This window comes from Candidatus Methylobacter favarea (assembly GCF_902806695.1).
Classification (GTDB): Bacteria; Pseudomonadota; Gammaproteobacteria; order Methylococcales; family Methylomonadaceae; genus Methylobacter_B; species Methylobacter_B favarea.
The window spans coordinates 31619-47220 of record NZ_CADCXN010000055.1; the positions used below are offsets into that span (position 1 = coordinate 31619).

Below are 15602 nucleotides of genomic sequence, written 5' to 3' on the forward strand. Positions count from 1 at the left end.
TTATCAGGTTTTATAGGACGCAGTTGCAAGGAAGCCTGCGATTTGACGGGCGATTTCACGCTCCTCTTCAGAGGAAATCACCAAAATGCGGGAGCGACTATTTTGATCACTAAGGTCCAGGGTGTGTTCCCACTGTCTTTGGTTGGCTTCCAAATCGAGGGAGAAACCCAGTTTATCCAAACCTTGTATTATTTTATACCGGATCGCCGGCGCATGCTCGCCAATGCCGCCGGTAAAGATGAGCGCCGATACTTCACCCAGTATTGCCCAATACGCGCCGATATATTTTTTAATCCGATAGCAGTACATGTCCAGTGCAAGTAGAGCGCTCGGCTCGCCCTGTTCAGCTCTTTTCAATATAGTGCGCATGTCGGCTTCGCCGCAAATGCCAATCATTCCGCTACGGTAATTCAGTATAGTCTCAAGCTGATCCAGGGACATTCCCTGCCTTTGCAGGGTGACAGGAATCATCGGATCAAGATCGCCGCAGCGCCCGGACATAATCAATCCTTCTGCCGGTGAAAAGCCCATGGAAGTATCCACGCTGACCCCGGCACGGATCGCTGTGATGCTTGCTCCTCCGCCCAGATGCAGGACAATAAGGTTTAATGTTGCTTGATCTTTATCGAGTAGAGCAGCCGCAGCCGATAAGCTATGTTGACAGGAAATGCCATGGAATCCATAGCGATAAAAATCGACTTTGCCGGCTAACTTTTCAGGAAGCGCGTAACGCCCGGCATATTCCGGAATGGTGCGATGAAAAGCCGTATCAAATACGGCAAATTGGGGAACATCCGGAAAAATATCCGTTGCCCTTGTAACACCTAAGCGGTTGAATGGATTATGCAACGGTGCATAATCATCCAATTGGATAAGCCGATTCAGAACTTCCTTATCAAGGAGAGTTACCGTGTCGAACCAGCTGGCGCCATGCACAATGCGATGTCCGATTGCCGCCAGCAGTAACCCGTCCTGTGCAATAATCCGGCGCCACTCATTTAATACTACTGCTAACGCGGCTTCAGTATCATGGGGCGAGGGTATATTTTGATGTATAGCTACGCCATGATAATCCCTGCCCTCAATAACAAGTCCGGTCTGAGAAGAATAATCGGCGTTGAAAATGGCTCTGCCATGCAAATTTGTATCAAATAGCCGGGTTTTTATTGATGTACTGCCGACATTGATGACCAGGAATAGCGTACTCATGAAAAATAATGCTCCTGAATGAATAATTATTGTCTAGTTTTAACGGTGCACATTCACGACATCATAACTTGACTTTCAGGTTTCCTGAAGGCTGTCTGATTACGGAATGATGGGTTTCGATTTTTTTTTAAAAATTCGGTCGACCACAGTAATTATAAACAATATAAAAGGCTTTCCTGTTGGCTAGAGCGGCGGCTGGTTGGGGCCGGTCAATTTGACTCGTACCTGATCACCGAGTGTTAATCGGCCCACTTGATTATGCAGGGCATTTTGCCCAAAGTAGACTTTATTATTCCACTTTCTGATACGGTTGAGAGTCCTCAGAGGCTCTTTGCCCGTCTGCGCTGTTTCAGGATCTATGGTTGGAACTGAACAGCGGGAGCAGGGCTTGGGAAATCTGAAATCAATTGCGCCAATGCTGATTTCCCGCCAGCAGTCTTCCGCATAGGCATCGCAACCGGAAATAACGAGATTGGGCCGAAAGCGGATCATGGGCAAATTCAGCCGCATCGCCCGGTTTAATGAAGCCAGGGAGTTTTCCGAAATAATCAGAAAAGGAAAGCCGTCGGAAAAGGCCACTTTATCGCCGGCATTGGCATATTGAAGATTGACTTGGCGGATCATTTCAGAGGGCTGGTAAACCATCCGGCAGCTTTTGCTTAAAAAGCCGCTCAGCCATTGATCGGCTTCCTGAGATACACTCCGCGCATCGCAGCAGTCATGCCAGATAGTGCTTGCGATAATTTGCCCGTCAACAGGTTCAAGAGGCAGCGCCAGGTTTTCCATTCCCGGCGCGGAAAGAATCAGGCTTTTATCCGTCAGCGCAGTTTTGATTAAAGTCATTCGCGGCAAAACGCGCTGGCTGAGAAATTGCCCGGCATCGTCGATAATCATCCATTTTCTATCGTACTGCAAACCTGTTTCGCTGACCGTCCAGGCGGGTACGCTGATGCCGGACAGCGATTTGACAGGATAGATGAATATTTCGCTTATTATGACCTGTGACATGGAGATGAATAATTTACCGGCCTGAGCTATGTTAACCGAAGGACCGGACCGGGAGAGGTAACGGAGCCGGTCTTATTTAAATTAGATTTACTCTGCGTTTCCAGCAGATAATCGCCTAAAGATTGTTACGGTGATCCATTTTATCTCGTATTGGTAATTTGGCTAATCCGTCTTAAGGACGATTTTCGCTTTTATCTTAAATGTCCTGCCGCAGCTGAATTTAATATCCAGGATTATTTTTTTAACGCCAAGTTTTCTGAAGGGTAAATTAACCGGTCTTTACTGCTGATATGCAATAATTCAACTGGAATGCGGCGTGCGAGTGCCGAGGCTGAAAAAATCATCAATAGTTCCTGAATGATCTTCAAAATCACGCGTGAAGCAATGATAATCGGTTAAATTTCTAATCACTTGAACCAAGTATCGGCTATAAATGGATAAATTTCAAATACCCGCGTTAGCACACGTTTTGAAAACTGAATTAAAATTTCTGAATCCGTTAAAATTAGCTTCCTTGTGTCTTTTTTGTAAAGCGATGATGCGATCAATTAATCTGCTTCTTCAAGCAATTGTCAGAACCTTTTTCATTATTCAATTGTTTGCTGCCGGCATCGCCTACGGAAAGGCGAAGCAGGTTATTAATATTGCTTTTCTGACCCAAGAGCAGAAAGTTCCTCCGGCATTGTCGAATCTGGATCCCTTTATAAAAAACAAGGGGATTTTAGGTGCGGAATTGGCCATTGAAGACAACAATACAACCGGAGAATTTACCGGCCAGCAGTTTATTCTGAAAAAATTCATCGTGCCTGCGGATGGCAATGTTATTACTACTGCTAACAAGGAAATAGGTAAAAAATTTAACTATGTAGTCAGCGGTTTGGCTATAGACCAGTTAAACCGGCTGGCTGATTCACAGAATGCCAGGCAGAAGCTGATATTTGATGCGGCGACGAGTGATGACGCTTTACGCAACGAGCAATGCCGTCCTAATGTTTTGCATATTTTACCCAGCCGCGCGATGCGCGCCGATGCCATCGCGCAATATATGCTGAAAAAGCGCTGGACTAAATGGTTTTTGGTGATCGGTCCCAATCAGGAAGATCGCTTATATGCCGAAGCGATAAGGCGCGCCGCCAAGCGATTCGGCATAAAAATAGTTGCGGAAAAAATCTGGGAGCATACTTTCGATGCGCGGCGCACGGCTCAATCCGATGTCGCTGTGTTCACGCAAGCGGAGGATGACTATGATGTGTTGGCCGTAGCCGATGAACAGGGGCTGTTTGGTGAATATCTGGATTATCGGACATGGCTGCCGAGACCGGTGATAGGTACGCAGGGATTGATTGCCACCGCCTGGCATCGCACGCATGAGCAATGGGGCGCAGTCCAGATTCAAAACCGTTTCAGGGAAAAGGCGGGGCGCTGGATGGAAGATCAGGATTATGCCGCTTATCTGGCAGTCAGGGCCATAGGTGAAGCGGCCACCCGCACTCAATCGAAAGACTTGAATAAGCTTAAGGACTATCTGTTGAGCGATCAGTTCGCCTTGCAGGGCTATAAAGGCACTCCCCTGTCTTTTCGATCCTGGGACGGCCAGTTGCGGCAGCCGGTTTTGCTGGCGGCTCCGCGGTCATTAGTGGCGGTAGCGCCGATTGAAGGTTTTCTGCATCCAAAAACGGAGCTCGATACGCTGGGTTATGATCAACCTGAATCAAAATGCAAATGGTGAGAATGATAATGAAAAAAACCTGTTTCGAACTGCTTTTATTTGTTGCATTAACCGGCATTGCACAGGCCGAGACAGTATTTGTCACGTTGGAAAAAGACAACGCCCTGGCTGTCGTCGATCCGCTGGAGGGCAAGCTGATCAAAACAGTGGAGATTGGCCAGCGACCCCGGGGCATTGCCATAAGCCCCGATCACAAGTTTCTGTATATCGCTGCCAGCGATGATAATACTATCAAGATTATCGATGCCGAAACGCTAAAAGAGATAGGCAAACTGCCTTCCGGCGATGATCCTGAAACCTTTGCATTAAATCCTGCCGGGGACCGGATTTATGTCTCAAACGAAGATGACAGTCTGGTGACTGTTATTGACGTGGCCAGGAAAAAAGCCATCAAACAGATCAAGGTCGGCGTGGAACCTGAAGGCATCACCGTCAGCCCCGATAACCGCTGGGTAATCAGCGCTACTGAAACGACCAACATGGTGCATTGGATCGATGCCAAAACAAATGCTATCGTCGAAAATACGCTCGTAGATCCGCGTCCGCGCGCGCTCGGTTTTACAGCCGATAGCCGGCAGTTATGGGTGACGTCGGAAATGGCCGGAACCTTGATGATTCTAGATGCCAGGTCCAGGCAGATTATTAAAAATATCGGCTTTGAGGTTTCAGGGGTGACAGCCGATAAAATACAGCCTGTGGGCGTTATTATTGATAAACAGAGAAATCGGGGCTATGTAGCTCTGGGTCCTGCAAATCGCGTGGCCGTGATTAATGCCCAGACGTTTGCAGTAGAAAAGTACCTGCTGGTCGGCCAGCGGGTGTGGAATCTGGCATTTTCTCCCGATCAAAAAAGGCTTTATACCACCAACGGCGTCAGCAACGATATGTCCATCATTGATCTTGAAAGCCAGACAGTGACTAAATCCATCGGCGTAGGAACTTATCCGTGGGGAGTTGCAGTAAAACCATGAATACCCCGATAGCGCTATCAATTGAAGATTTAAGTTTTTCCTATGGCAAAAAGAAAGCGCTCGACCGGATTAATTTCAGGATTCAGCCGGGCGAATGCACGCTATTGCTGGGCCCTAACGGAGCCGGAAAGAGTACTTTATTTTCACTGATTACGAGGTTGTATGATTCGCGGGGCGGCAATATCGAATTGTGCGGTTTTAATATCAAGCGGCAAACCCGCAAAGCCCTGGCAAAGCTGGGCGTGGTTTTTCAGCAAACCACGCTCGATATGGATCTTTCTGTCATGCAGAATTTACGCTATCACACTGCCTTGCATGGCATGGGGCGTAAACAGTCGATGCTAAGAATTCAGGAAGAACTGGAGCGGCTAAATATGTTTAATCGCCGCTTTGAAAAAATACGCCAGCTTAATGGCGGACACAGGCGGCGCGTGGAAATTGCCCGGGCATTATTGCATAAACCGTCCTTGCTGCTGCTGGATGAACCGACAGTGGGATTGGATGTGCCGAGCCGTCAGGACATAGTAGATCATGTGCACCGGCTGGCCGCAGAGGAAAACATGGCGGTGTTATGGGCAAGCCATTTAATCGATGAAGTTTATCCTGACGATCATGTGATCGTGCTCGATAAAGGCCGGATTAAAGCCAACGGAACGGTTAATGAAGTTCTACAGTTAACCGGCACATCAACCATAAAAGATGCTTTTAATAAACTGACGCAAGGAGCGCAGGCGTGAACATACTTCATTACTGGCGTGCCATGTGGGGCATCATAGGGCGTGAATTAAGACGTTTTATCACCCAGCGCGAACGGTTTATTTCCGCATTAGTCCGGCCTTTAATCTGGCTGTTTGTTTTTGCAGCCGGCTTCAGGTCGGCCCTGGGGATCGCCATCAGCCCACCTTATGAAACCTATATTCTCTACGAGGTTTATATCACGCCCGGCTTAATCGGCATGATCCAGTTGTTCAACGGCATGCAAAGCTCGTTATCGATGGTTTACGACCGCGAGATGGGCAGTATGCGCATACTGATGGTATGTCCCTTGCCCCGCTGGTTTTTACTGCTGAGTAAATTGCTGGCGGGCACGGCGGTATCGATTCTGCAGGTTTATGTGTTTTTGGGAATTGCCTGGCTTTATGAAATCAGGGCACCGTCGTGGCAGGGCTATGTCTGGGTACTGCCTGCGCTTATGTTGTCGGGCATGATGCTGGGCGCGCTGGGCTTATTATTGTCTTCTTTCATAAAACAGCTGGAGAACTTTGCCGGGGTCATGAACTTTGTGATTTTCCCGATGTTTTTCATGTCGACAGCACTCTACCCCTTGTGGAAAATAAAAGAATCCAGTGCCTTGCTTTATAAGCTTGCGCACTATAATCCATTTTCACAGGCAGTTGAATTAATCCGCTTTGCCTTGTATGAGCAGTTTAACCAGCCAGCCTTCATTTATGTGCTGGTTGCCTTTATCGTTTTCATGATCGCGGCAATTATTGGCTATAATCCTTCAAAAGGCATGATGACCGGAAAAGGAGGCGCTTGACTATGAAAGCAGCTTTTTGTCCCTGCAAGAGAAGTTAAAATGACTGTAGAGGAATGGGCTGGTCAGGCTATTTAAAAGTGAGGACTTGTTAATTAAATTTATAAGCCAAGGTATGCGGTTAACAGTTGAAAAACTCTTTTTTTCTGGTTATTCCAAAACAGCAAAATAACCCGCTCCGCTTAAAACAATTTGAAACCAGGGCGCTGCAGCAATGGCTTACTGAATTGCCGACGGCTAATCCTGGACTTGCCAGCCGGCTGATTCATGATTTTATCCGGGAATTTGATGCCACTGAAATGGCTGCCCAGTCAAGACTCGAGGCCTTGGAGCTTTTAAGGCCGAGCGTGCTTGTTATCGAAGATTACCTGCGCTCCAGGCTTATTAAAACAGGATTTCCAAAAGCAGAAAATGACAAGAAAATTCTGCAGGTATTAATACCCATAGAGAAGGAATTCACTATCTCGGCTACTGGATAGCAGTTAAGGAGCTAACCCAGCGTGATATCGGCTGGTTTCAGGGCAAGCATGCGGCATTTTGGCAATTCAGCGTACCATTAAGGGTCTGAGCAGTATTGTCATGAATCATTTTATTATGGGTATGCAGATGCCCGATTTGGTATGGATAGATCTGCATTCACTTTACAAACTGAGTGTAAAAATAAAAAAAGATACGACCAAAATAGACAATGATATAGCCAATGATACAAACCAGACTAATAAAGCAAGTACGCCGGAACAGTGCTATTTACAAATTCTTTTACTCAGCCTTGCTGAGCCAACGGGTTTAATGCAAAAAGAAATACTATTGGTTTATGGTTTTATAGAAACAATAGTATCTTTGGTGAGCCTGAAAAACAGGCCTATATCCGGTTTGCCCATTCAATGCATTATTTTAACGGATGAGGACCAGCCTCCGCCTTTTGAACTGAACCCCCAGAATAATTCAGCTGCCCTTTGCCTCGACTTTACTAAAGTGTCAAGAGCCTTTAAACAGAATGGATAAGCACGACCGAGGCCAGGTTTGGCTCGATGCCTGTATTGATGAATAACAGCTTAAAACCTGCAGCGGAATTACTGGATTACCTTGAACAAAGAGGGGCGGGGATCGACTTGCAGGGAGTGTCTCTTTTTAGCGACAGGCTTGATCGCCATATAGCCGCAGGGTTGTCTTCAGCTTTTGAAGTGCAAACTGAATCAAGCAAAGATACTGACGAAGATCTCGAATTCCTTGTGCAATCTGCATCTGACAGATTATTATCCGCCGTATTTAACAAGCCTGGGTTTTTTCCGTAGGCAGCCTCGTCAGTTTCAGAAAAACTGATCTGCCGAAACCTGTACGCTTATTGGGAATTGTTGACAAAATTGTGGTAACAAAACAAAGCGGTAAAATAAATTTTGGCATCCAATTAGTGGCAAAAGAGTCTTTGCCAGTAACTTACCGCCAACTGAATGCGCCGAATAATAAAACGTCACAAAAAGGCCTGGCGTATACAATAAAAGAAGAAAATATCGAAAAAACTCACCTTATTGTGGATAATTTTATGTTGAAAGACGGCGATGCCATTCTACTATTTATGAAAAACAAAAGGTTTCCCATGGCTTTGGGCAACAGAAAAAATATCGGGCTTGGTTACTGGCAATTTGAATGCTCGCCCACAGTGGAAATGGAAAAGCCTCTGCCAGCTAAAAAAAGACTACGATTTCATTAAGCAGAAGATATATTGTTGAAACCAAAGGCCAGGTGTATAAAAGCTTGAAAAGTTTTTTCATCGTGGTAAGTTGATACGCTAAGCAGGCAGGGTTAATTCCATGACTACTTTTAAATATAGATAATAGATATAGGCCAGTAATAAGAGGGCTTTCATGGGGATACTTTTCAGGTTAGCTTGGCCGGCGTCATAATATTTGAGCAGAGTCTCAACAACTACAATAAATAATTATAAAAGTGAGGATGAAAAATGAGTGATCAAGAGAATACTAAAAAAACTATAGACTCGGCAAAAAACATGGCTGGTAACCTGACTTCTTCAATATTGAGTTTAAAAGAAAAACAGCCAAAAGTTTTTTTTGGCGCCATTGGAGGGATAGTGCTGCTGATTTTAATTATGATGATGAGCGGCGGTGATAAACCAACGCCTGTTTCCGGGCCTACCGTTAAAGATCTTGTGGCAGGACAAAAATATATTCTAAAATCCCCCAATACGTATGACCCCAAAGCAACGGTCCGTCTAGTTCCAGTCCCCGGTACTATGGCTGCCTATGATGACACTGAAGAAGCCGACAGAACTTCGCCTTGTCAACATTTGCCTCAGGGAACACCTGTGTCGGTCATAGATTTCCAAGATGCTTTTGGCAAGAAAAATGCCTTCGTTAAAGTTCAAATTGAGGAAGGGGAGTGCAAAGGTAATGCAGGCTGGACCTTGGCAATTAATATTCAATAAATAGAGTTTAAGATTGACAGGAATTTAAAAACTTATATAATCGCTGAATAATATTGACGCGCGGGAATAGCTCAGTGGTAGAGCACAACCTTGCCAAGGTTGGGGTCGCGAGTTCGAATCTCGTTTCCCGCTCCAAATAAACCCAAGCCGCGACAATTCGCGGCTTTTTTATTTCATCTTTTGGCTGCGTAGCAAAATGGTTATGCAGTGGCCTGCAAAGCCATCTACGCCGGTTCGATTCCGGCCGCAGCCTCCACCTGAAGATTTAAACAGATTCAACGAAGTTCAAAAACCTGCAAGTTACAAGGCTTAGCGGGTTTTTTAATGTCCAGTGAAGTGCAGTAACATCCATCGATAGAGCCAAGGCTTCCGCGGTCTATTTTGGGAATCGTTGCCCCTAACCGAATCCTCCAGCAATCACCACACGACTCCGACCTCCCCTTAACTTTTCACCATAACCTTGGCGCTGATCCGCTTAACCAGAATCGGCACATGCCAGATAACTCCGACTTTTCTGCCCAGGGATTGCAGCGTGTCCAGGCTGGCGATGGCTATATCCAGCGTTTCCGGGTCGAGGCTGTCGAAGCCTTTGTCGATAAATAATGATTCAACCCGGGTTTTATTCGATGACAGCGAGGCCAGGCCCAAGGCTAGCGCCAGCGATACCAGAAAACTTTCGCCTCCGGACAGGCTGTGTACGCTGCGCACATCATCGGCCATGTCGCGGCCTATGATTTGCAGTTCCAGATCGCTGCCGGGCACGCGCTGCACAGCATAGCGTCGCGAAGTCATTAAGATGATGATTGCTGTGCGCAAGTAATGCTTCCAGGGTCAGGCTTTGCGCAAACACCCGAAAATCGCGCCGTTTTTTGAGCTGATGGTGACATTCAGGCTTTCCCATTGCCGCCAGCGCTTATACTGGATGTCCAGTTCGGATTTCAGAGGGCTGCTGGCGCTGACTTTTCTATCATCCTCCAGAAGATTAATTACATATTTATCTTTCGTGGCATTCAATTCCTGCCGGCGCTTTTGTAACTCAAGCGCGATGGCATTGGCGATTTCCTCACTAACTCCGGCCGACTGGCTTGCATGACGCTGCCGGTACCCGGCTTTTTTACTTTTGATAAGGCAGCCGCTTCCTGCAGGGCGCGCTCCTGTGCGGATTGCGCAGTTTTTTGTTCGGTGAGCCAGCCATCGTCTTTTTTCAACAATGCTGTCAGCTGTGCCAGATCAAGGAAATGTTTTTCCAGGGACTGGCTTAGGGCCGATAACGCTTTTTCCAGGATGTGGTGACGGCGAATTGTCTCCGCCTGCCAATGCTCATGTTTTTGCTTCTGAGTTGCCAGATAAGTTTCCGCCTGGTTATCTTCAGCGAGGGCTGGCTGGTGAGCCGCTCTTGCTTCATACACTTGCTGATTGACAGCTTGCTCATAACTATCAGCGGCAAGTCCTTTTAAAACAGGTCTGGCGCTCGGCCCACAGACTCTGCTTTTCTGCGCTGGCCCGCAGCGTTTCGGCATGTTTGGACTGATACAGCTGCCGGTGCTGATTAATAGCTTGCTCGGCCAGCTTTGTCTCATGATAAATTCTTTGTAAAGCCTGGTCTGCTATTTCAACCTCTTTTTCCGTGCGCTGAAACTGCTTTACTTTGGCCGTTTACTCCCGTTTAAATTCAGCAGCATTATGCAGGTACGACTGCCAGTTTTCAATTCCCAGGAACGGCGCAGCCACTAAATCGATAATGGCGTTCAGCTGCTTTTCCAGTTCCGGAACGATGCTGCGGGCATGCTCCAGATTGGATGTATTTTCGGCGTGCTTTTTATCCAGCGCGGTATGTTCGACGGCCAAACTTTCTTGCCTCAGCCTGGCGGCGTCGATTAAATTCTGTGTGGCTGTTAGCTGCTTTTGTAACTCAACAGCCGCTTTTTCCTGCTTTTTTATAAGCTCCCAGTCAGCGGTTGTCTGCTCATTACGCAGGTTGAGCAGCGGCAAAAGCTCAGCATCGGCAAGGGAAAAATCAGGTTTGGCAGAAAAGGCGATAGCAGCCCAGTCCTGGACATAGCTGTTCAGCTTAACATGAGCATCGGCCAATCGGTCTGTCAGCGTGGTTTTTTACTCCTGCCCGTGGCTGCTGTTCCGGTTCAATTCAGCAATGGCTTGAATATCCGCTGTTTTCCGCTTTTCCAGATCCCTGACTCGGCTTAATTGCACAGTATCATGATCATTGCTCAGATCCAGCCGATTTTTCCACGGATGTTCCAGGGCTCCGCAAACCGGGCAGGGCTGGCCTTTCAATAATAACTGGCGGAATTGTCGGGCGTTTTTATGGGCGGCCGACTGAAACAGTTCCAGAACTTTTTTTGCCTCGTTCAGGGCGCTGTCGTTGGCCAGTGACGATGTTCAGGGTCTGCAGATGCAGGGAATTTTCAGTAAGCGAGTGTTCGATTAAAGCCAGTTTGCCGGTATCGGCCGCGATGGCCTGCTGCAGATCCCGCGCATTAACGGCCAGGCTCACAGCTGCGGCGATATGGCTGCGCTTGAGGTCAAGATCATCCTTTAGCCGATACAGCTCTTCAAGAGACTGCCGGCTGCCCTGTTGTTTCAATTGCTCAAGCGTCTCAAAATAACGCTCCAGCTGCTGTTGGATTTCTTTTGCCGCGCATCGCAGCTCCTTTAAACGGTCGGCTCCATGATCAAACGATGTCCGTAATTGCTCAATCTTGTATTCTGCATCCTTCTTGCAGGCATTCAGGTTCTGATAGCGTTCCAGCTCGGCTGCCCATCGCGGCCATTCCGCCGCGATGGGCTTAATCGCCTGGTTTTGATCCAGCCAACCAGTAAGTTTTTGCAGCCGTGCGCCGTGTTCCTGCTGCTGTTGCAACAAGCCTGAATATTCTTTCCCGGCAGTTTTTAGATCTTCATTGACCCTGCTTTCTTCAGCGCTCAGCGCGTCAATAGCCTTCCGGACTATATCAAGGCGGGTATCAAGGGCGCGCGCCTTAATTAATAAAGGTTGAGCCTGTCGCTGCTGTTGTTCGGCTTCAGCCAGCAGACCGGCGCGATGTATTAGCCGTTCCCTGACGGCTTGCAGTTGTATTTCCGCAGCTTTATGCTGCTCGCTGCTGTCCTGCAGTTTGCGCTGAATTTCCTGAAACTCGGCATTTGCCGTTTCATACTGGCTTAACAACGGTCTTACCGGCTGCACGGCTTCGGTTTTTCGAATTAAAATTCTCTCGTTCTCGGCAGCATTCCAGGCGTTTTGGCTTTGCGCAAGCGCATCGCCGGCAAGCCGTTCCGCTGCCTGCAATTTTTTCAGCTCAGCATGCCAGGCCAGGATTTCCTGATTGGCGGCAATCTGCCTGTCCAGTTCAAACAGCTGCTTGAGGCAGTGGTCGCGCTGCTGCTCAAGCTCTTGGCGGGCCTGCGCAGGCAGCGGAATTTGCTCCTGCAGCTGAATGGCAATCCGCTTTAGCTCGTCTTTTTCCTGTCTGGCCCGCTCGAATGCGGCAATAGACAGCTTCGAATAAATCGCGGTACCGGTAATGCGCTCCAGCAAACTGGATCGCTCGTCTTTTTTTGCTTTCAAAAAGGCCGCAAAATCGCCTTGCGCCAATAAAACCGAGCGGCGAAACTGGTCAAAATTAAGGTTGATCAAATCACTGATCATCTCCAGCGTGTGTTTTTTGCCTTGGCCGATGCGCTGGCCGCCGGCAATATCGCTTAATATGATTTCCTGCGCCTGCAAACGGCCATCGGCTCTGCCGCGGGCTTTGCTGACTTCCCAGCGGGCGCGGTAGCTGCGTTTATCCTTGCTCATAAAATCAACTTCGGCAAAGGCGCGGCCGGTGCCGCGGCGCAATATCGAACGCACGTCATTGCTGGCCACGCGCAGATTTTCATCTTCGTCTTTATGGCCTACCGCATAGCCGTGGCCGTCCGGCAGGCGCGGCATTTTGTCATACAGCGCCAGACACAAGGCATCCGGAATCGTGCTTTTACCGGAGCCGGTCTGGCCGGTAATGGCAAACAACACCGCATTTTTCAGGGACCCTTCATTCAGCAAAATTTCAAAAGGCCCAGACAGGCTGGCCAGATTTTTTCAGCGAATCGCTAAAATGAGCATTATTCAGATCTCTGCATGCTTTCGAGTAATTCGTTAAATATCGCCTTCATGCTTTCCGATGCAGCTGCGCGCATTTATTTTGATAGCAGCGCTCAAAGACCGCCAGCGGCTGCAGATCTTCAAGCCTTACATCGATTTTTATAACAGCCAGCGTTTTATCGGTACCCGCATAAGCCGTGGATATTTTCAACAGGCGCACGGGTAATTTTGAAATGACTTCTTCAATCTGCTGACGCAGCTCCCGCTTCGGCTTTTCCAGTCTGATCCTTAATTCAATGAGCGGGCATTGCTCCGGCGCAGGATGCTCTTCAAACAGCATTTTCTCCAATTAAAAAATCACTTCTGACAGCGCGGCAAAATCCTTGCGGTTCGGGATTCGTATCAGTTCAATACAGCGAGGAATTTTAACGGCGAAAATTTCTACGGGCTGGCCGGCCGGCTTTAATATCGACCTGAACAATCTGGTGCGGATAGCCGGCTTCGTCAAACGCCAGCGGAATTGGCGAGCCGCTGTAGCGTATATGCTCATTTGCGCCTACCTGTTGGGCCAGATGCAAATGGCCTAACGCCACATAAGCAATAGCATCCGGAAACAGCTCTGCCGGCAGCGCATGTTGATTGCCGCCAAGTATTTTGCGCTCGCTTAATTCAGACAGACAGCCGTTCACCCTATAGCAGTGTCCGGTCAGACTCAGGCTTTCGCCGGTTGATTTTTTCTGCAGCTGCGCAATCAATTGGGTGTACAGCGTTGACGCGCCGGCAATTAAGGAATTGCAGCCTTGCTCGCAAGCCGGTAAATCGGCATTGCGCAAAAACGCCATTGCGCCGCACCAGGCCTTGACTTCACGCGCCTTATTCGTGAACGGTACGATAAGCCGATCCCAGTCAATACCGCCCTGATCATCCCGCAGCAGGCCGCCCAAAGAGCCTAATTTTGATTTAATCGTAAGTTCTCCGCATTATAACATCGGCAAAGTCTGCGAAATGCGTTCGACACTTGAGGTTTATCTCAAATGGCAAAAACGGATCATTAAGCAGATGATCCCGCACCTAAAAGATACAGCCAGTATTTGCTGGCAAGTTGGCAATTTTGTGGATAATGGCCAAATTTCCCGCTTGATATTGAGTTCTACTCCCTCTTCAAGAAGCATAAGTTGCAGATGTGTAAGCACATTATTGGCATTTTTCGCCTGCTCATGAAACGCCGCTTTTCTGGCCGTTACGAGACGGTAATGTGATATACCAAGACTGATGATTACATTTTCAATCTTGAGAGTGTGCGCGTGCTATTCAAGTACCCAAGCAAAAAACATTTTAAAGGGGTTAAGTCTGGGCAGTATTCGGGCAATCCATTAGGAAAAAATCCTGAAGATGTCGGATATATCTAATGTAAAGAGCAACCCTATCGAAAAGATAGATCATCCTCGCCAGGCTCCAGTTGGGCCCCTAGAGCGCGGGGTTTTGTCCACCCCGAACGCATGGAGATTTTTTGATCCTTTGTCTGGATTAGCCTCAGCAGGCGTAGATGCCGCCATTTACAGCCGTTATTAGACTACGAGTTGATCCACTAACGCTATAGCCCACGACTACAAAAAGACCTGCTAATCGCGATAGAGGGACGCTTCGGGTCGATTACAAGATTGCCACGGAGCCAATCTCTCATCGATCTACAAGGTGGTGTTCGAGTCTATCTACGCTACACGAAGATATATGGCAAAGGGGTGTCGTTCTATGGTCTTCGCCAAGTCGATCCCAGTGCACTTGATCGGCGTCGCTCGTACCTTTTTTCTTCAATGACCGAGAACCGCCACTATTCATCCCTTACAGCGATTTTGAGGCCGTAATCAGGCAATTGCCGCTGGCCTCTGATGGTCAGTGCAAGGTTCAGATCGCTTACAGTCCAAGCACGAAGGAACTGTACCTGCCGAGAGTAGGACACCAATGTTGACGCTTTTGGCGGACTTGATGCTCTGCCCTCTGGGAGGATGGGGACCTAAATGCCATCATCCAGAATCTAAGCCACTGGCAAGCGCAAACACTGCTCGGCGGCATCGGTGCGATGAAGGGTTACGGCGTGTATGTTCCACCGAACAATGTTGAACTGCTCGACTGGGGGCTAGTGCGACCATTTCAGCCAATCACTGCGCTTCCGGCTTTCGTCAAAGAGTGAATGCGGTTTGCGTCCGATATCGATGTGATCTGGGTGATCACAAGCACGATGTCATTGCTGCCGCCTTCGAAGTCGAGCATTCAACGTCGGTCTATTCTGGCTTGCGGAGATTCAATGATGTTCTGCTAACGTGTCAGGGAGTGAGCCGCTTTTTCGTCGTATCAAATGAGTCTCGGCGCGGCTTGTTTGCACGTCAGCTTCAGCGTCCAACTTTTCAGCGCAGTGGCCTCAGCGAGCTTGCGAGCTTCCTGGATTACTCGAATTTATTTGATTGGCACCGTCGTCTCTCAGAAGCTGTTTGGAAATTATCGCGTCAAGCCAAACGATTCACCATGATGCGAGTCATGGCGATGTAAATCCAAGCTTCGTCGATGCGAGTCAGTCGTTCGTAGGCTTTACTGAGACGACGCGA

Annotated in this window: 20 protein-coding genes and 2 tRNA genes; 12 read left to right on the plus strand and 10 right to left on the minus strand. The window is 48.1% G+C overall.

Annotation, left to right across the window (positions count from 1 at the left end; translation table 11 throughout):
- Positions 1–3: 3 nt before the first annotated feature.
- Complete coding sequence (locus HUX64_RS07505) at positions 4–1209, minus strand: acetate/propionate family kinase (protein WP_174625621.1); 1206 nt, start codon at positions 1207–1209, stop codon at positions 4–6.
- 183 nt (positions 1210–1392) lie between these two features.
- Complete coding sequence (locus HUX64_RS07510; protein ID WP_174625622.1) at positions 1393–2217, minus strand: MOSC domain-containing protein; 825 nt, start codon at positions 2215–2217, stop codon at positions 1393–1395.
- Positions 2218–2755: 538 nt separating this feature from the next.
- On the opposite strand from HUX64_RS07510, the gene HUX64_RS07515 reads away from it, so the two are divergent.
- From HUX64_RS07515 to HUX64_RS07550, 11 genes are all read left to right on the plus strand, one after another.
- Positions 2756–3946 (plus strand): ABC transporter substrate-binding protein, encoded by a 1191-nt coding sequence (locus HUX64_RS07515; RefSeq protein ID WP_174625632.1) that lies wholly within the window; start codon positions 2756–2758, stop codon positions 3944–3946.
- An 8-nt stretch (positions 3947–3954) separates the two neighbouring features.
- Positions 3955–4917 carry a PQQ-dependent catabolism-associated beta-propeller protein gene (locus tag HUX64_RS07520; protein ID WP_246246949.1) on the plus strand — a complete coding sequence of 321 codons (963 nt, stop codon included), beginning with the start codon at positions 3955–3957 and terminating at the stop codon, positions 4915–4917.
- Positions 4914–5654 carry an ABC transporter ATP-binding protein gene (locus HUX64_RS07525; RefSeq protein WP_174625623.1) on the plus strand — a complete coding sequence of 247 codons (741 nt, stop codon included), beginning with the start codon at positions 4914–4916 and terminating at the stop codon, positions 5652–5654. Before HUX64_RS07520 ends, HUX64_RS07525 begins: the two co-directional genes overlap by 4 nt.
- A complete protein-coding gene (locus HUX64_RS07530) occupies positions 5651–6457 on the plus strand; it encodes an ABC transporter permease (protein ID WP_174625624.1) in 807 nt (268 codons plus the stop codon). The genes HUX64_RS07525 and HUX64_RS07530 overlap by 4 nt, the downstream gene beginning before the upstream one ends.
- Positions 6458–6582: 125 nt before the next feature.
- Positions 6583–6933, plus strand: a complete 351-nt coding sequence (locus HUX64_RS19620) for a hypothetical protein (RefSeq protein WP_246246950.1) — start codon at positions 6583–6585, stop codon at positions 6931–6933.
- Positions 6934–7033: 100 nt separating this feature from the next.
- The gene (locus tag HUX64_RS19625; RefSeq protein WP_246246951.1) at positions 7034–7459 is read left to right on the plus strand and encodes a hypothetical protein; all 426 of its coding nucleotides are present in this window, start codon (positions 7034–7036) and stop codon (positions 7457–7459) included.
- 38 nt (positions 7460–7497) lie between these two features.
- Positions 7498–7749 carry a hypothetical protein gene (locus tag HUX64_RS19630; RefSeq protein ID WP_246246952.1) on the plus strand — a complete coding sequence of 84 codons (252 nt, stop codon included), beginning with the start codon at positions 7498–7500 and terminating at the stop codon, positions 7747–7749.
- A 50-nt stretch (positions 7750–7799) separates the two neighbouring features.
- Positions 7800–8165 (plus strand): hypothetical protein, encoded by a 366-nt coding sequence (locus tag HUX64_RS19635; protein WP_246246953.1) that lies wholly within the window; start codon positions 7800–7802, stop codon positions 8163–8165.
- Between the two features lie 249 nt (positions 8166–8414).
- Positions 8415–8897, plus strand: coding sequence for a hypothetical protein (locus tag HUX64_RS07540; RefSeq protein WP_174625625.1), 483 nt, complete (start codon positions 8415–8417; stop codon positions 8895–8897).
- A 60-nt stretch (positions 8898–8957) separates the two neighbouring features.
- A tRNA-Gly gene (locus HUX64_RS07545) sits at positions 8958–9032 on the plus strand.
- Positions 9033–9079: 47 nt separating this feature from the next.
- Positions 9080–9153 (plus strand) — tRNA-Cys (locus HUX64_RS07550).
- 185 nt (positions 9154–9338) lie between these two features.
- Here HUX64_RS07550 and HUX64_RS19185 read toward each other — a convergent pair.
- The 8 genes from HUX64_RS19185 to HUX64_RS07580 form a co-directional block, all read right to left on the minus strand.
- A complete protein-coding gene (locus tag HUX64_RS19185; RefSeq protein ID WP_217426455.1) occupies positions 9339–9689 on the minus strand; it encodes an SbcC/MukB-like Walker B domain-containing protein in 351 nt (116 codons plus the stop codon).
- A 39-nt stretch (positions 9690–9728) separates the two neighbouring features.
- Positions 9729–9911, minus strand: coding sequence for a hypothetical protein (locus HUX64_RS19190; protein ID WP_217426456.1), 183 nt, complete (start codon positions 9909–9911; stop codon positions 9729–9731).
- Positions 9908–10477 carry a hypothetical protein gene (locus HUX64_RS19195; protein ID WP_217426457.1) on the minus strand — a complete coding sequence of 190 codons (570 nt, stop codon included), beginning with the start codon at positions 10475–10477 and terminating at the stop codon, positions 9908–9910. Before HUX64_RS19195 ends, HUX64_RS19190 begins: the two co-directional genes overlap by 4 nt.
- Before the next feature lie 76 nt (positions 10478–10553).
- On the minus strand, positions 10554–10988 hold the full coding sequence (locus HUX64_RS07560) for a hypothetical protein (protein WP_174625626.1): 435 nt from the start codon (positions 10986–10988) through the stop codon (positions 10554–10556).
- Positions 10989–11009: 21 nt separating this feature from the next.
- Positions 11010–11192, minus strand: a complete 183-nt coding sequence (locus HUX64_RS07565; RefSeq protein ID WP_174625627.1) for a hypothetical protein — start codon at positions 11190–11192, stop codon at positions 11010–11012.
- Between the two features lie 28 nt (positions 11193–11220).
- Positions 11221–12960, minus strand: coding sequence for an AAA family ATPase (locus HUX64_RS07570; protein WP_174625628.1), 1740 nt, complete (start codon positions 12958–12960; stop codon positions 11221–11223).
- Between the two features lie 106 nt (positions 12961–13066).
- A complete protein-coding gene (locus HUX64_RS07575; RefSeq protein ID WP_174625629.1) occupies positions 13067–13339 on the minus strand; it encodes an exonuclease SbcCD subunit D C-terminal domain-containing protein in 273 nt (90 codons plus the stop codon).
- Positions 13340–13424: 85 nt separating this feature from the next.
- On the minus strand, positions 13425–13943 hold the full coding sequence (locus HUX64_RS07580; RefSeq protein ID WP_174625630.1) for a hypothetical protein: 519 nt from the start codon (positions 13941–13943) through the stop codon (positions 13425–13427).
- A 19-nt stretch (positions 13944–13962) separates the two neighbouring features.
- Here HUX64_RS07580 and HUX64_RS20410 point away from each other — a divergent pair, with 19 nt between their 5' ends.
- Positions 13963–14220, plus strand: a complete 258-nt coding sequence (locus HUX64_RS20410) for a class I SAM-dependent methyltransferase (RefSeq protein WP_174625634.1) — start codon at positions 13963–13965, stop codon at positions 14218–14220.
- Positions 14221–15602 lie beyond the last annotated feature (1382 nt).

What these genes read in the sequence shown, in the direction of transcription:
- HUX64_RS19185 (WP_217426455.1), bottom strand. Translation starts at nt 9,689, where the DNA reads ATGACTTCGCGACGCTATGCTGTGCAGCGCGTGCCCGGCAGCGATCTG.
- HUX64_RS07525 (WP_174625623.1), top strand. Translation starts at nt 4,914, where the DNA reads ATGAATACCCCGATAGCGCTATCAATTGAAGATTTAAGTTTTTCCTAT.
- HUX64_RS07510 (WP_174625622.1), bottom strand. Translation starts at nt 2,217, where the DNA reads ATGTCACAGGTCATAATAAGCGAAATATTCATCTATCCTGTCAAATCG.
- HUX64_RS07575 (WP_174625629.1), bottom strand. Translation starts at nt 13,339, where the DNA reads ATGCTGTTTGAAGAGCATCCTGCGCCGGAGCAATGCCCGCTCATTGAA.
- HUX64_RS07520 (WP_246246949.1), top strand. Translation starts at nt 3,955, where the DNA reads ATGAAAAAAACCTGTTTCGAACTGCTTTTATTTGTTGCATTAACCGGC.
- HUX64_RS19625 (WP_246246951.1), top strand. Translation starts at nt 7,034, where the DNA reads ATGAATCATTTTATTATGGGTATGCAGATGCCCGATTTGGTATGGATA.
- HUX64_RS19195 (WP_217426457.1), bottom strand. Translation starts at nt 10,477, where the DNA reads ATGAGACAAAGCTGGCCGAGCAAGCTATTAATCAGCACCGGCAGCTGT.
- HUX64_RS07505 (WP_174625621.1), bottom strand. Translation starts at nt 1,209, where the DNA reads ATGAGTACGCTATTCCTGGTCATCAATGTCGGCAGTACATCAATAAAA.
- HUX64_RS07540 (WP_174625625.1), top strand. Translation starts at nt 8,415, where the DNA reads ATGAGTGATCAAGAGAATACTAAAAAAACTATAGACTCGGCAAAAAAC.
- HUX64_RS07515 (WP_174625632.1), top strand. Translation starts at nt 2,756, where the DNA reads ATGCGATCAATTAATCTGCTTCTTCAAGCAATTGTCAGAACCTTTTTC.
- HUX64_RS19630 (WP_246246952.1), top strand. Translation starts at nt 7,498, where the DNA reads ATGAATAACAGCTTAAAACCTGCAGCGGAATTACTGGATTACCTTGAA.